This window comes from Rickettsiella endosymbiont of Litargus connexus (assembly GCF_964277335.1).
GTDB lineage: Bacteria > Pseudomonadota > Gammaproteobacteria > Diplorickettsiales > Diplorickettsiaceae > Aquirickettsiella > Aquirickettsiella isopodorum.
Genome location: NZ_OZ195516.1, coordinates 573577 through 590060 on the forward strand (window position 1 = coordinate 573577; position 16484 = coordinate 590060).

Sequence of the window (16484 nt, forward strand, 5' to 3'; positions counted from 1 at the left end):
TGTGCTTCCTTTTACTTATTATGATAGCCTTTGGAACTTTATCACAGAAGAAACTTTTAATTTAATTAAAACTAACTTTGAAAAATGTAAATGTTTGCTAAGTTTACTAAGCAGAAAAAAAATCCTTGCTTTTATTAAACATATTCTGAATTCATCGGGTGGGGCAAAGCAACAAGACTTTGATCAATTATTTGATCATTATTTCCAAGAAATCCCTCAATACAAAGTGAGAATGAACCAGAAGATCAATGCCATCGAAGGTTTAGAAACTTACCACGAACAGCTAGCTTTATCTCATGAAAAACAACAGGCTGAAGACAAAACGATTACTCGATTACACCATTTAGAAGAGCAAATACAGAGCTTAATATATGAAAAAAAGACGATTAAACAAGCGTCAGAAAAAGAATTGACCCAACTGCAACAACAGTTTGTCGACATCCAAAAAGAAAAAAACATGCTATTGTTTAATCTTGCGAAATGTTTTATGCAAACCGTCATCCGGCATATGGGATGGCGAGCGAATAAATCGCAGAAACAAACGATCATGTTAAGTTTACAACAATTGAATGCGAAAGAACGACAACTAGAAATAAGTAGCGATCATATAAAGAATTTATTAAAAAATTTTATTGCTGTCAGTTTAATGAATCGCTATGGATTAAATAATGGTCAGACTCGTTCCGCTAGAGCGTGCTTGAATTATTTAAATCTTCCAGAATATCACCCATTGAAGACGCTTTTATTTCTTAACACCAATAAAATGGACTATGACGATTTGTTGAGATTAATCGTGGGTGCCGAAGTTAAAAATAAACCGATTTTTATTTCGGCAAGATATAAAAAAAATCTTTATCGTTTTTATCAAGAAGAAGGTAACAGGGAAAATCAATTTGACGAAAATAAGTTGATGTTAGCGACACAGCAAATAATGTATACACTTTAATTACTACCATCCAAACTATTTTCACCTTTGATATATAAATTAATTTTTAAAAAAATAATCGTTAAAATTTAATTGTTTTTAAATGAAAATAAAAAAGAAAATTTTCTTTCTTTATAAAGAAAGCTGTAATCGTAATATTTGAAGTTGACGGTTTAAAGTGATGCAATTACAATTATCTTGAGAATATATAATTGTTATTAATAGCGGAACCATTTCTATCACGATAAAAATTTTAAGTAACTATGAAATATTGTTAATTTTATAAAAAAACAAAGGAAGGTAAAGTGTGTTTAAAAATAATTTAAAAAAAAAGGATTTAAAAAATAATGAAGAATACCTATTACGTAGATATGCAGCGGATGGGGAGTTTAATGCGGTTCAAGAAATTTTAAATAAAAATAAAAATAAAAAAAATTCATGCTTTAATATGAATGCTAAAAGTTCCAATGGGAATACCGCGTTGCATTGGGCCTGTTTAAATGCGAAAGAAAACCATGGTGGCTATTCTGAAGCATATAATGAAACTATTCGCTTGTTAATCCAATCGGGCGCGAGTCACCTTATAAAAAATAAATGTGGAAAGATACCGCATGATTTTTTACAAGATTTGCATGTTAATGTGGATCGATCTACTTTGCCCCAAGACTTAAGAGAAAAAATTTCTTGCTATTTTACATTAGTAAACGAACTATTAAAGATAGAATGCGCGAAAATTACCTCATCTGAGGAACTTGAGGGCGAATTGGCATCAGCAACTGCTTTTCATTTTATTATAAGCTCATTAAAACTATCCGAGTTTTTTCCGCCAGAAAACAATCATCAAAATACGTTTACCATTCTGAGTTTAGCGTGTGGTATCTCTACAGAAATAATACCACTGATCATGTACTTTCAATATCAAAATAAAAAAGTTAATTACATTGGTATAGACAATAACAGGAATGTAATTGAGGATAACAAAAATCGATATAGGGATTTCAAAAATGTAAAATTTATCTGTGCAGATGCTTCTAATCTCGATGAAATAACTAATAAAGTAGCTCTTGAGCCAATTGACTTGGGAATTTTGCGTAATCCTGATTTTACAGATCACAACAATAGGCAGCGTACTTTTTGTAAAATAGTCGATAAAATATTTCCCCGTTTAATTAAAACTAATTGCCCCTTATTAATAACATTTCAAACAAAAGATGAATTAGATATTTGTAGTAACGAAACTGAGCTCCATGAAAATTTTATTCAATTTAAGCCTAAGAATTTTTGTGATGTGGGTAAGCTATGCTCTTTTTCTACTCAGTATCTAAATGAGACAGTCATAACATACCCGGATAGGTTTAGTGCGATTTTAAATTTAAATAAACCAAATAATGATCAGGCGTTATTAAATCATAATTTTAGAACATTACAACTGTGAACATTATGACTCAGACGTGGTGATATCTATTTTTAAAGCATGGATTTCGGTACGCATGGTATCACCCAATGCGGCATAAACCAGCCGATGACATTCAACTAAGGGTTTGTTTTTAAATAAAGGTGAGGAGATTCGTACTGAAAAATGGCCGGCGCCTTCGTTCGCATGGCCTATGTGCTGATCGCCTTCGTCAATGACATCTAAAAATGTAGGTGCGAGTGATTGATAGAGTTTTTTACGAATTGTGGTGGATGTATCAAGTGTCGGACTATTATTTTTCATGTTTTTTCATCGGATCGAATATAACGCGCTAAATAAATTGCTTGCACGAGTATAAAGAGAAAAGTAATTCCCAACAAGCCAAATAACTTAAAATTGACCCAGGTGTTCGTATCAAAAGTATAGGCAACCCATAAATTAATGCTGCCCATTAAGGTGAAAAAGATGATCCAATTTCTGTTTAAAGAGAACCAAAGGTGAGCGGGTAAGACAATATTTGTTTCTAATAGATGCTGCATTAAAGGTTTTTTGCCAAAATATTGTGTCACTAATGCGCCACAGGCGAGTAGCCAGTAAAGAACAGTAGGCTTCCATTTAATGAATAATTCATTATGCAATAACAAAGTTCCACCCCCAAATAAGAGGATGAGGATTAAGCTAATAAGTTGTATACTAGGTACGGTACGGTGCTTAATCCAGTAACTGATTACTTGTAACAAACTGATAATAATAGCGGCTGCGGTTGCGACATAGATGCCAAAAAACTTATAAGCGATAAAGAAGGCAACTATAGGCAAAAAATCGAAAAGTAGGCGCATTGGGTGAAGTAATAGAGAGTCGATACACCCTAGTATACTCATAGTAATTAGGTTTCTGTCAAGTGCTTCGGCCATGCAGCAGTCTGTGTGTGTACAATATTTTACGTGAGAATAGCGAATTGATCGGCAACATCGATAAAAATTCAAGTGCGAAGCGTATGTATAATAGTCTGATTTGTTTAGGAAAGGGTTAGTAATGTGAGCCAGTTTCTCAAGATCCACCCAGAAAATCCTCAGTTGCATTTGATACGGCTAGCAGCCAATAGCTTGATGAAAGAAGGCGTGATTGTCTATCCTACCGACTCAGCTTATGCCTTAGGTTGCCAATTAGGTAATAAAAAGGGGATACAACGGATTAGGCAGATACGTCAGTTGAAAGACCAACACTACCTGACCTTATTGTGCCGTGATATTTCAGAAATGGCAGTCTTTGCTCAGTTAGAAAATCCTATTTTTCGTTTAATAAAAACCAACACGCCAGGTCCTTACACTTTTTTATTGCCCGTAACCTCTCATGTGCCACGCTATTTAGTCAATGTCAAACGTAAAACGATCGGTATAAGAATTCCGGACAATAAAATAGTGCATGCGCTATTGGAAATGAATGATCAACCCTTAGTGAGTACGACCTTGATTTTACCGGGTTCTGATTTACCTTTATTAGAACCCGAAGCCATCTGTGATATTTTAGGCAAACGCGTTGACTTAGTGATTGATGGAGGTTTTTGTGGTCTAGAGCCAACAACCGTCATTGATTTATCCACCCATACACCCGAAATTATTCGCTGTGGTGGAGGCGATATTAAACCGTTTCAATCTATTTGATATATACTCTTCGCACTTGAATTTTTGTTTGCGTTACCGTTCAATTCGCATTCCTTATGGATAGGTAACGATGGAGATCGCGGCATGGTTTCGGCACTTGTTAAAAATCCAATGAGGGTGAGTATAAAAATAAAGGCTAATTTATGAAAGTTCGTACTCGTTTTGCACCCAGTCCTACCGGTTATTTGCATATCGGCGGCGTTAGAACGGCATTATATTCTTGGTTATTCGCAAAAAAACAACAAGGTGAATTTATTTTACGCATTGAAGATACTGACACCGAACGATCCACAGTGGCGGCAACTGATGTTATTTTACAAGGTTTGGAATGGCTAGGATTAGATTATGACGAGGGTCCCATCTTTCAAAGTCAACGTTTAGCCCGTTATCAAGAAGTTTTAAGACAATTGCTCAATGAAGGTAAGGCATATCGTTGCTATTGTTCTAAAGAACGCTTAGCTGAATTACGAGAAAAACAACTTGCCCAACATCAAAAACCACGCTACGACGGTTATTGTCGAGAGAGAACATCGATATTACCTCAGCAACGTTATGTAGTGCGTTTTCGTAATCCGTTACAGGGTGAAGTGATCGTTGATGATCAAGTGCACGGTCAAGTTATTTTTCAAAATAGTGAATTAGATGATTTAATTATTGCTCGCAGTGATGGTTCACCGACCTATAATTTTACCGTAGTCGTCGATGACAGTGATATGCAGATTACTCATGTCATTCGCGGCGATGATCATTTGAATAATACACCGAGACAAATCAATATATTACTGGCTTTAGAGGCTAGTTTGCCAGTGTATGCCCATTTACCGATGATCCTAGGCGGCGATGGAAAAAAACTTTCTAAAAGAACCGGTGCGTCTAATATTTTACAATATCGAGATGAAGGGTATTTAGCGGACGCAGTGTTAAATTATTTGGTTAAACTAGGTTGGTCGCATGGCGATCAAGAAATTTTCTCCCGTGCCGAAATGATAGCGTATTTTGACTTGAACCATTTAAATAAAGCACCAGCGGCGATTAATCCAGATAAATTAATTTGGTTAAACCAACATTATTTAAAAACCGATGATGTAAAAAAAATCGCTGAGTTATTAGCAAAGGAATGTCAGCGTTTAAACATACCGAGCGATACCGGTCCGGATTTAACGGATGTGGTTAGGTTACAACGCGAACGAGTTAAAACCTTAAATGAAATGGCTGAAAAAAGCCGTTATTTTTATTTATCACCCACTATAGAAAAAAAGACTCTCTCAGCCGACAGGTTAGTGTTATTAAAAATTCTCCGCGATCGGTTTCAATCACTTAGCGTTTGGACAGATGAATCGATACATAGTGTATTAATTGAAACAGGCGCTGAACTTTCATTGAAAATGGGTAAAGTGGCTCAGCCTTTGCGCTATGTTGTGACAGGAGGGAGTGTATCACCACCTATTAATGCGACTTTACGCGTATTAGGTAAAGAAGAAGTTTTAGTCCGCTTAGACCGCGTCTTAAATTGATCCCAAAAATTTAGATTGGGATCTCAATAATTTTTTAAAATTAAAAATCATTTATTAATTAACTGCCAACTTAATTTTTTGTATTTTTTTGTAAAATTTTATTGTAAACTAATTTTAGATTAAAGTTAAATAAATAAATGAAAAGTATAAAGGGATTTATATGCAAGTTATGGATTTAATGCCTATTAAGCCAAATTTTTCTTCTTGGCCTATTTCTCCTAGTTTAAAAATTTTGTTATTGAATGAGGAAAAATGGCCTGATTATTTTTCTATAAATCCTATTGGTTTAGCAATGATTTTAAGTTCATTTAACCAACAAATTACATCGGTTAATTTTTTTGATAACCCTCCGGAAACGACTCTATTTTTTAGATTTCTAAGAAAACTAGCAGAAACTAAGCCATGGCATAAGGGGGTTCTAAGAGAGTTCAGTCAAATTACTGCTGGGATTTTGGATAAAATAAGCGTAGAACCTCGTTTTAATAGTAAGCAAGAAAACGTCGTGATCCATTATCTTCAACTGTTATCGCTAATGCTCGAACCTAAGTATCGCGATTTATTTAAAAAACCTGAGATTAGCCTTTGGACAAATGATTTTCAAAAAATTTCTCAAAGACCGTTTAACTCACTAGAGCTTTTATCACAATTTCGCCATACCTTACTATTAAGTTTTCAATCGATAACTTTTATTAAAAACTATCCTGTCTTAATACGAACGATTAGCGATTTGGCCTATTCACTGGATAAAGCGCAGATTGATTCAAATGAGCTGGCGGCTATGGAGCTATTCGATACATTGGGTATGCTGGCTCATACGTTGAAAGTAAGTCGGGTAAGGAAGGTTATAGTCAATCAAGCGATGATCAATCAGTTTCTTCAGGATGCTCGCAAGTTTATTTATAATCAGTTTAAACGCTATGTCGAAAAAAATTTTTTACAGTTTATTGTATATAAATCGTATCTTGCGCGAAGTTACCCTAACTCGACCCAGCTTACTGAGTTATGTAAAAGTAAAAATTATCGATCGCAATGTAAATCTGATTATGTTCGTTTTAAAGATAACTATCGCTGTTCAATCGATCGACTGCCTGGTTTTTTGATAGATATTAGAAATAATAACTGTTCTAAAGTCGATCTCGATCGCTTATGTGTCGCTATGAGAGCGGTAGAGCCGTTTGTTCTTTGGATGGAAAAATTTGGATTTAAACCTAACTATAATGCCAGTCAATATCGTTTACATTTGGCTGACTCTGAAAAAAACTTCTTGATAGATAAATTTCTTTTCGAGCGCGATATTCCTTCTGAAAAATTCGGTACCTTGGCCACTTACTTTCCGTTTGAAAACCGAAGCCAAACCGGTCCTTTATTAGGTTCGACCTATACTTACACGCTCGATCCTCCCGCTCTAAAGCATGGATATGTTCACCATTTATATGCTTTGTATGTCCAAAATCGAGAGATCGATTTGACATTGGTCGAAGGGATGGCTGAGTTATATTCTAGCGGCATCTGTTCTGAAAAGAATATTTATGACTTAAGAAATTTTGTAAACGATACCTTTATATTTGAACTTTTTAAAGCACGTCAATACCCTTTTTATTTTAACGCCTTAAAATGGGTTGCGTACTTAGTGAATGAGAAGCCTGACTTATTTAAAACCTTAGTCTGTTTCCTACAGAAGAAGGATAAGCGTAGCTTCTATACAGAGATGGATACATTCATCGATAACGCTTCTAATGTTCAGGCATTTGTGGCTTGGTCACGTCAGCAGGTCAATCTATGTAATAACTACCTCAGTATTTTCCCTAATGGACATGAACCACCGATGATCTATTTAAATGATATTAAAGTCTGTTTGAGTCAAACTCAGACATTGTCTACAGAATTTCCTTTCTTTAATTCTAGTGCGCTATCTAAAAGGAATTTTCTGGTTTATTCAGATAAAGATTTAACAGGTTCACAGGAAACTGCTTTAGTTTCTTATTCTAGTGAAGAATTTACCTCACAAGTGAAAAAAGGCCTACCTTTATTATTACATTCATTATTAGCTGGATTTACTTCGGCTTGTCTTGATAATGTCAGTTTAGCTCACAGAAGTAACTATCCTTTACTTCCCGCCTATATCCAGTATGGATTGAAACCTTTCCTCTTTGCTGTGGTGAGTGCGGGCTTTAACAACGTATTTTTTGATCAAACCGTAGAAATAGAACAAAAAATTGCCCGAATTTTTACTTATTTTTCGGTAAATTATCTAAGCGTGGCTATTGGACAACCGCTGACTCGAAAGCTTGCTGAAAAGATCCACAATAAAATACTGTGTTTTTTAGTGCAGATGATGATCTGGACCTTGTTATGGAATCCTAGTTTATTTCTTTCAGAAAATAGCAAGCTATTACCAGCATTATTCTTACAGTTTGTTCAAGGATTCTGTTTTAAAGTGGGAGAAGAAACCTATCAACTGGGAAAAAGTCTCTATTCCTCTTCAAGTTTCTGGTGTAAAAAACAGCAGCACTCGTTCGTTGAGAAGACTTTAAATACCAGTGAAGAAATTCAATTGAGTAAAATCACCTTTGTACAATCTAACGGATAAAAGCTTATTTTTACTTAGCTTAATATTCACGGTTGACAGTGTTTGGTGCTACGGTAAAATGCTCAACACGGGGCTATAGCTCAGCTGGGAGAGCGCTTGCATGGCATGTAAGAGGTCAGCGGTTCGATCCCGCTTAGCTCCACCAATAAAAAAAGCCTGAGGCAGTTAATAAATAGCAAAGACTATTTAAAAAACGCAGGCTTTTCAGTTTGAATAATATTAATTGAAATAAATCTCTGAATTTTTTATCATCAATCCTAATCTTTATTTATTTTGGATAAGAACTGTGAATTTTTAGCTTGAGTCGAGTGTCATTTAATTAATTTGATAGAGCAAAAATATATGAAGAAATGGTTAATAGTGACCTTAGTGTATCTATCTGTTTTCTCCCCGCTTGCTTTTGCTAATAATCAATACGTCATTGTTTGCGCGCCGACTGCAAAAAAAAACTCTGCGATAGCTCAAGCGGTTAAATGGTATCGAAATTCGGCAGAGAAAAAAGCTAGTTATCGACAGGTATATAACATCGGATCGGCTTATATTAAACAATGGGTCCAACAGCATCATCCCAAAGCTAAAACCTGGGGCGTGGTTTTAGATATTGACGAAACGACGTTAGATAATTCCTGGTATTACTATCAATGTAGCAACTTAGCTGCGAATCCAGCAGACTTTGAACATTATGTGACGATCCCGCAAAAGTCACACGCATTACCAGGCGTTGTAGCGTTTACGCGATTGGTGCATCAATTAGGCGGTTATGTGAGTTTGGTTTCTAATCGTGATGGTTCTTATGTTGATCGATCTGGAATTACCAGCCTCGAGGCCACTATCGATAATTTAAAACAACAACACGTTACTTTTGATCAAGTTATTTTAGCGAATGATAAAAAATCTAAACATCCAGCAGATAAAAATCCACGCTTTAATGCCGTGACACATGGCTGCTATGATCCCCATGAAATGGTATGGTCTAACAAATTACCTCCACATCTCGTGATTGCCTATTTTGGCGATAACATCCAAGATTTCCCTGAATTTAAGCAAGCTACTGCGTATGCTTTCCCTAATGATACGCAACAATATAGTCAGTTTGGTTTCGGTTATTTCGTTTTACCAAACCCTTTGTATGGTAGTTGGCAAGCTAATCCATCCAGCTAAGTGTTGTCTTTATTGTTTATTAAGAACGTGAAGCACCCATTTTTACAATTTACAGCGTTTCTCTCGGTGGTCTATGTGTTAAAACCGAGGGTTTGGAAGGCTAGGTGTTAGATGGATTCAAGTTTAATTATTAGCTTTTGGTTTTTTGATCCTGTTCATAGTGACTGTAGGTGCGATGACGTAATTTGGGTTCACCGCCATAACGTCGCATCGTGTTTCGGCGTTGTGACGAGGGATTGTTAGCGTTTGTAGAGGGAGTAGGGTTGCTGGCATTAACGTTAGCTGTGTTAGTCACTGGATCAGCAAGTGGTTTTTTTTTCTCCTGGCTCGGAGTAATTTTTTCAACCTGTTGTTGCGAGATAATCACTTTTTTTTCTGGAATTTTAGATTCTGGTTTAATGGTTAGATTTTCTTCTCTCGATGCTTGAGTGTGTAGTTTATTTTCGGGTTTTATTACTGTTTTTTCTAACAGGGGTTGTTTTCTTTTATTAGCTAATGATTTTCTTTCTGTGCTTACAACAGCAGGAGTCGATTTATTATTCTGTTGTTGTGGATGTGATTCATAACGTTGAGCGTGATGTTTATTATAACGATTATGTGGTTGCTTACCCGTGTTAGGGCGGTGTTGCCCGCCGTTACCATTATCGCTTCCTTCTCCATCTTTATCACGTCTGTCTCTATCATCGCGGCGAGGATTTCGCATTCGGTTATTCCGATTTGTTTTTGAATAACGTCTTTCTGAAGGATGTCTATGTGGATCGTTAGGATACATAGATGTATGAGTTATCTCTTTTTTTAATGGTTTTTTATTAAGCTCAACCTTGGTTTTACCGAGATCTTTTAGCATACCTAGCAATCGGCTTAATAAACCTAATTGAGTTTTAGTTTTATTTTTGTTAATCGCAAAGCTTAAGGATTTAACAGCTGGTGTTTCTATCGTTTTAATAGTCGGTGCGCTATAGGGTAACGGTGATTCTGCACAAGATTTATCGAGTATTTGGTAGCTCGCGTTTTCATTCGCCTGCAGATTTATGTTTCTACCTAGACCAGTAATTTTAAATTGAGGAGATTGCCAATAGGGATTAGGTATTAATACTAGGTTTATTTTATAACGTTGCTCAATTTGTTGTATGGCTGGGCGTTTTTCATTGATTAGATAAGTAGCCATATCGACAGGTATTTCGACACGTATTTGCTGGGTAGATTTCTTTAAAGCTTCTTTTTCTATTGCACGTAATAAAGATAAAGTTAATGATTCTATGGTTCGTACTGTTCCTTCACCATTACAGCGTGCACATAGGGTTTCGTTAGCCTTTCCTAAGGAATGGCGTAAGCGTTGTCGTGACATTTCTAATAATCCAAACGCAGAAATTCGACCTATTTGGATGCGTGCACGATCTTTTTTAGTTGCTAAACGTAAGCAGTTTTCGACTTTACGTTGATTTTCTTCTGAATTCATATCAATAAAGTCAATGACAATTAAGCCTCCTAAATCACGCACCCTTAATTGATGGGCAATTTCTTTAGCCGCTTCAAGATTGGTGGCAACGGCGGTTTCTTCAATGTCTACATTTTTGGTAGAACGCCCTGAGTTAATATCGATAGAAACTAAGGCTTCGGTACGATCGATAACTATGGTGGCACCAGAGGAGAGTTCTATTTTGCGCTTAAATGCAGATTCAACGGCTTCTTCAATATCAAAATACATAAATAAGGGGATAGAATTTTGATAAAGCGTAATTCGCGATACAAAATCAGGTCGAATTTGTTCTATGTAATGTTTAATTTTTTCATAGATTTTTTTATCATCGATAATAATTTCGTCAATATCACGTCTTAAATAATCACGTATCGAACGTGTGATCAGATCACCTTCTTGGAAAATAAGGAAAGGAGCAGGGCGCTCATTATATGCTTTCTGTATGGCATTCCATTGTTGGATAAGCAAATGCAAATCATTTTGTAGTTCGGGAAACTCTCTACCTACGCCTGCCGTGCGTAGAATAAGGCCCATATCTTTTGAAAGATCCATTTGCTTCATGAGCTCTTGCATGAGATCTTGCATTTCGCGTCGTTCTTCTCCTTCGATACGTCGTGAAATACCGCCGGCTCCCGGATTATTAGGCATCAATACTAAGTAGCTACCGGGTAAAGTAATGTAAGTGGTTAAAGCAGCGCCTTTGTCACCCCGTTCTTCTTTTTCAATTTGTACCATCATTTCCTGGCCGACCTTCAGCGAGTGCTTGATGGATTGTGATTCATGATTTCTCCCCTTAAAGTATGAAGGAGCGATTTCTTTGAAGGGTAAAAAACCATGACGATCGGCGCCATAGCCGATGAATGCAGCCTCTAAGCTAGGCTCAATACGGCTAATTTTTCCTTTATAAATATTCGATTTTTTTTGTTCTTGACCACTATATTCGATATCTAGGTCGGATAACTTGTTGTCTTCGAGCAAAGCAACCCGAATTTCTCCTGGTTGATTTGCATTGATCAATATTCGATTTTTTTCATTATGCATCGTTGAATCCTATTTTAATGAAGGCTCAACTAAGCTTGCTTATTTGTCAATGTGATAATTGTGGTTAAAAGAAATTAAAAACTATTGCCATTACCTGAAACAATGACCGCTTAATTAATTAAAAGGGGTGAATGAGTCAACAGGGTTCTTTGCATAAGCTATTTTGCCCTTTAGGCTAAGTAGCGAGTTTTAAATATCTGATTTTAACACGGATTATATGCTGCCTATTCTGAATACCATATTTTTTGCGAATAATATTTACTATTCACAAAATCTGCACCCTAAGAATATCGACCAAATAAAAAGTTGCAAACTTAAGAAGCCGGACTAATTCTCTAATTTTGGCGTTAAAATTCATCACCAAGAGTAAATTTATTAACTAAAAATTTTTACCTTAGTTAGCTCTATTTACAAAAACGTTGATTTCTTATCATTTCGTTCTGTTTTTATGTCAGTTAAATAGAGGGTTTAGCCGAGCTATATACTGACACTGGAAACTAAATCTAGGACTTATTATAACAGTATTTAGTAGGTTGGCAATAAAAGAGGGGGTTCAGCAGAGGATTTTATAACAATATTGAGTAGATTGGTTAATTAAAATAGGAAGAGGAGGTGTGCAGGACTTAATCAGTCAAGTCTAATTTTTATGAGATTTTGTTTTACTTGAAAGTTTTGCTATGCTTAAGTTGGCTTCTACTATGGGCTACGGATTTGTCAGTCTATTGCTGACAACTTTGTTCTTTAATGTTTTTTTGCACTATTTTTAGATGGGGAATTTTGCTTATGTATAAGAAGTTTTTGGTTTCAATGCTGCTGACGGCGGCGTTAGTCGGCTGTAATCATCAGCCTTCTGATAAGCAAGGAGATCAATCAGATACCGCAATGCCTGTTCAAGATCAAATGGCTAATCCAGCGAATTCATCTGGTTCGGATGCGCCAATGTCGGTTAGTCCACAAGCTGTGGAGCCTACTCAAATACCACCTAGCGATGTTACGCCCGCTACTCCAGTAACACCGGATACATCATCTAACAAAGAAACCACCAATACGACAACACCCGCAGAACCCGCTAATAAAGATAACTCAGCTAATTCTGCCGCTGGATCAAAATAAGTAAATTTATTATAAACACCAGCCTAGAAATCACTGTTTATAGGCTGGTTTAAGAATAATTAATAATTTGCTTTTTCTCTTGGATCTATCCTGCGCTGTTTTTAAACAGCATAGGGTAGCCAGGAAAAGTCTAAATTTATCGTCTGAAGTTTCCTATTAAATCTAAGGAAAAACGCTTTTTTTGTTTAAAAATTTTACTGGATCACACTGCCAGTTAAGCCTATTTATGGTATACTCTTTGGGCTTGAATTTTTGCTTGTATTGCACCTAACTTGCAGCAATCTGGATATATTGTATATACCCAGATTGCTGTTGCGCCACTTGCCAAAAATCCAATTGCTGTGAGTATAACTATCTAGAACTCTTTAAGTATCATAGGTTTGCGCTTTTATGGCAGAATCAGTGGCTAATGAAATCATTTCAGTAACAGTTGAAAAGGAACTAAAGCAGTCCTACTTGGCGTATGCTATGAGTGTCATAGTAGGTCGAGCGTTACCTGATGTACGAGATGGCTTAAAGCCGGTACATAGGCGAGTTTTATTTGCCATGAGTGAGCTTGGCAACGATTGGAATAAGCCGCATAAAAAGTCTGCTCGTGTGGTGGGTGATGTAATTGGTAAATACCATCCACATAGTGATGGGGCGATTTACGATACCATCGTGCGTATGGCGCAAACCTTTTCCATGCGTTCTGTGTTGATTGATGGACAAGGTAACTTTGGTTCGGTTGATGGTGATTCCGCGGCTTCGATGCGTTATACCGAAATTCGGATGTCGAAGTTGGCACATGCCTTGCTAGCAGATTTAGCTAAAGAAACTGTCGATTTTGCACCAAACTATGATGAAACAGAACAGATTCCTACCGTATTACCGACCCGCGTACCCAATCTACTGGTCAATGGTTCTTCAGGGATTGCAGTTGGTATGGCGACTAATATCCCGCCGCATAATCTTGCTGAAGTCATCGATGCCAGTGTGGCCTTATTAGCCGATCCTGAATTGACCATAGAACGTTTGATGCACTTTATTAAAGGACCTGATTTTCCGACGGCGGGTTTAATCTATGGTAAGCAGGGTATTATTGAGGCGTATCACAGTGGTCGTGGACGAGTATTTGTTAGAGCACGTATCGAACTCGAACAGGACGAAAAATCGAATAAACAACGAATTATTGTGACAGAGCTCCCTTACCAAGTAAATAAATCAAAACTCATCGAGAAAATTGCTGAATTGGTAAAGGAAAAGCGTATTGAAGGGATTACTGCATTGCGCGATGAATCCGACAAAGACGGTATGCGCATGGTGATTGAAGTACGGCGCGGTGAAAACGTGGATGTGTTATTGAATAATTTATTTGCGCAAACCCAATTGCAAGTCACGTTTGGTATTAATATGGTGGCTTTGGTCGATGGCAGACCCGTATTACTTAATCTCAAACAATTAATTATCGAATTTTTAGCACATCGTCGAGAAGTGGTGACACGGCGTACGATCTTTGAGTTACGGAAAGCCCGAGAACGTGCCCATATCTTAGAAGGTTTAGGTATTGCTTTAGTGAACATTGATCCGATGATCGCGTTGATTAAGATCGCTAAGGATCCCGCGGATGCCAAATCTCAGCTGTTAGCTCAGACTTGGCAATTAGGTATGGTGGCTGAGATGCTGACTAAAACCGATTTGCTGGAAACCCAATTAACGATAGATGCAGCGCATGAATATGGAGTAAAAAAAGGCGAAAATAGTTATCGATTATCACCTGAACAGGCACAAGCGATACTCGAACTGCGTTTACATCGTTTAACGGGCCTTGAACAACAGAAAATTTTAAAAGAATATCGCGATCAATTAGATATTATTGTTGATTTATTAGATATCCTCAATCAACCGGAACGCTTACGTCAGGTGATTCATGATGAACTGATGGCAATTAAAGAAGAATTCGCTGATCCACGACGTACCGAAATTATTAGTGTTGATGCTGAAATTAATGAAGAAGATTTGATTCCTGCCGAGGATGTGGTGGTGACATTGTCGCATGAAGGTTATGTCAAACGACAAAGTTTAGATGTTTATCACGCACAACGTCGTGGTGGTCGAGGGAAGTCGTCAGGCGATGTCAAAGAAAAAGATTTTATTGAACATTTATTAATTGCCAATACGCATGCTACGTTATTGTGTTTCTCTAGCGTGGGTAAAGTCTATTGGCTAAAAGTGTATAAATTACCCGAAGGTAGCCGGATTGCCAAAGGTCGTCCTATCGTTAATTTATTACCTTTAGGTGAAACGGAACGAATTACTGCCGTCTTACCCGTACAGAATTATAGTGCCGAACATTTTATCTTTATGGCTACGGCGAATGGTACGACGAAAAAAACCAGTTTGATTGATTTTTCTAGACCACGTAACGACGGAATTATTGCGATTGATTTGAGAGCAGGTGATCGTTTAGTGGGCGTTGCATTAACCGATGGTCAGCAAGATGTTTTACTGTTTACTAATGCGGGTAAGGTCATACGTTTTAATGAAAGTAAAGTCCGTTGTATGGGCCGTACGGCTTGTGGTGTAAGAGGTGTTAAATTACAAGAAGGACAGCAAGTTATTTCCTTAATCATTGCTAAGCCTGAAGGATTAATTTTAACAGCAACCAGTCATGGCTATGGTAAACGCACCCCTGTTCCTGAGCATCGCTTGACGAGTCGTGGTGGTAGCGGTGTGGTCGCGATTAAAACCACCGAGCGGAATGGAAATGTAGTCGCTGCGGTGCAAGTATTACCTTCTGATGAAGTCATGTTAATTACCAATAAAGCGACGTTAGTGCGTACACGAGTTGCTGAAATTCGTGTGGCAGGCCGTCATTCACAAGGGGTACGACTGATACGACTGAATGAAGGTGAAAGCTTAGTGGGTTTAGAACGTATCGAAGAAGATTTGATCGTAAGTCCGGAACAAACCGATACATTAATACATTTAGCGCCAGAGAAAACGGATAGTGACAATCTTAATTAAGCCTAATGATGGAAAAACAAAAATTACTCGATGCTTTAATTAACCGGGGTATGATTAAATGGGGCAATTTTACGCTGCGTAGCGGTGAAATTTCGCCAATCTATATGGATTGTCGCTCAATTATTTCCTATCCACCGTTATTGCGGGCCGTTGCTAATGCCTTGTGGGGTAAGATAAAACACCTTAAACCGAGTTTGTTATGTGGTGTGCCTTATACCGCATTACCTATGGCTACGGCTATTTCACTCGGTCAAAACCTGCCGATGCTAATGTGTCGAAAAGAAATTAAAGAATATGGGACTAAAAAACAAATCGAAGGAGTTTTTAAACTCGGTCAAGATTGTTTAATCGTTGAAGATGTCGTCACTACCGGGGGCAGTGTGTTACAGATAGCAGAGATTTTAAAAAAACACGATATACAAGTAAAAGATATCGTTGTGTTAGTGGATAGACAGCAAGGCGGAAAAGAAGCGTTATTGGCTGCGGGTTATCGATTACATAGTGTCTACACGCTGGATGGGATTATTAAGGTCCATATTTAGTTTATTGGCTTGATTATAAAATGATCGACTAAGT

The 16484-nt window shown here is 37.1% G+C and carries 12 protein-coding genes and 1 tRNA gene; 10 read left to right on the forward strand and 3 right to left on the reverse strand.

Going from position 1 to position 16484, the window contains the following annotated elements; genetic code table 11:
- Window position 1: 1 nt before the first annotated feature.
- Together ACICP9_RS02540 and ACICP9_RS02545 are read left to right on the forward strand one after the other, a co-directional pair.
- Window positions 2-946, forward strand: a complete 945-nt coding sequence (locus ACICP9_RS02540) for a hypothetical protein (protein ID WP_395498592.1) — start codon at window positions 2-4, stop codon at window positions 944-946.
- A gap of 286 nt (window positions 947-1232) precedes the next feature.
- Window positions 1233-2360 carry a methyltransferase domain-containing protein gene (locus tag ACICP9_RS02545; protein ID WP_395498594.1) on the forward strand — a complete coding sequence of 376 codons (1128 nt, stop codon included), beginning with the start codon at window positions 1233-1235 and terminating at the stop codon, window positions 2358-2360.
- 3 nt (window positions 2361-2363) lie between these two features.
- Here the strand turns inward: ACICP9_RS02545 and ACICP9_RS02550 are convergent, their stop codons facing one another.
- Window positions 2364-2642, reverse strand: coding sequence for a BolA family protein (locus ACICP9_RS02550; RefSeq protein ID WP_395498596.1), 279 nt, complete (start codon window positions 2640-2642; stop codon window positions 2364-2366).
- On the reverse strand, window positions 2639-3178 hold the full coding sequence (locus tag ACICP9_RS02555; protein WP_395498908.1) for a septation protein A: 540 nt from the start codon (window positions 3176-3178) through the stop codon (window positions 2639-2641). Before ACICP9_RS02555 ends, ACICP9_RS02550 begins: the two co-directional genes overlap by 4 nt.
- A gap of 198 nt (window positions 3179-3376) precedes the next feature.
- Between ACICP9_RS02555 and ACICP9_RS02560 the strand changes: the two genes are divergently transcribed.
- The 5 genes from ACICP9_RS02560 to ACICP9_RS02580 all read left to right on the forward strand — a co-directional run bounded on the left by ACICP9_RS02560 (window position 3377) and on the right by ACICP9_RS02580 (window position 9268).
- Window positions 3377-4003, forward strand: coding sequence for an L-threonylcarbamoyladenylate synthase (locus ACICP9_RS02560; protein WP_395498598.1), 627 nt, complete (start codon window positions 3377-3379; stop codon window positions 4001-4003).
- A gap of 143 nt (window positions 4004-4146) precedes the next feature.
- Window positions 4147-5517: a glutamate--tRNA ligase gene (gene gltX / locus ACICP9_RS02565; RefSeq protein ID WP_395498600.1), complete on the forward strand. Its 1371-nt coding sequence runs from the start codon at window positions 4147-4149 to the stop codon at window positions 5515-5517.
- A 160-nt stretch (window positions 5518-5677) separates the two neighbouring features.
- On the forward strand, window positions 5678-8107 hold the full coding sequence (locus ACICP9_RS02570) for a hypothetical protein (RefSeq protein ID WP_395498602.1): 2430 nt from the start codon (window positions 5678-5680) through the stop codon (window positions 8105-8107).
- 69 nt (window positions 8108-8176) lie between these two features.
- Window positions 8177-8252 (forward strand) — tRNA-Ala (locus ACICP9_RS02575).
- 197 nt (window positions 8253-8449) lie between these two features.
- Entirely contained in the window at window positions 8450-9268 is an 819-nt protein-coding gene (locus ACICP9_RS02580) for an HAD family acid phosphatase (protein ID WP_395498604.1), read from the forward strand.
- Between the two features lie 130 nt (window positions 9269-9398).
- On the opposite strand, the gene ACICP9_RS02585 is transcribed toward ACICP9_RS02580, so the two are convergent.
- Window positions 9399-11789 (reverse strand): ribonuclease E/G, encoded by a 2391-nt coding sequence (locus ACICP9_RS02585; RefSeq protein WP_395498606.1) that lies wholly within the window; start codon window positions 11787-11789, stop codon window positions 9399-9401.
- A 783-nt stretch (window positions 11790-12572) separates the two neighbouring features.
- Between ACICP9_RS02585 and ACICP9_RS02590 the strand changes: the two genes are divergently transcribed.
- The 3 genes from ACICP9_RS02590 (at window position 12573) to pyrE (ending at window position 16450) form a co-directional block, all read left to right on the forward strand.
- Window positions 12573-12902: a hypothetical protein gene (locus ACICP9_RS02590; protein WP_395498608.1), complete on the forward strand. Its 330-nt coding sequence runs from the start codon at window positions 12573-12575 to the stop codon at window positions 12900-12902.
- 390 nt (window positions 12903-13292) lie between these two features.
- A complete protein-coding gene (gene gyrA / locus ACICP9_RS02595) occupies window positions 13293-15908 on the forward strand; it encodes a DNA gyrase subunit A (RefSeq protein ID WP_395498610.1) in 2616 nt (871 codons plus the stop codon).
- Between the two features lie 5 nt (window positions 15909-15913).
- Window positions 15914-16450, forward strand: a complete 537-nt coding sequence (pyrE, locus tag ACICP9_RS02600) for an orotate phosphoribosyltransferase (protein ID WP_395498612.1) — start codon at window positions 15914-15916, stop codon at window positions 16448-16450.
- Window positions 16451-16484 lie beyond the last annotated feature (34 nt).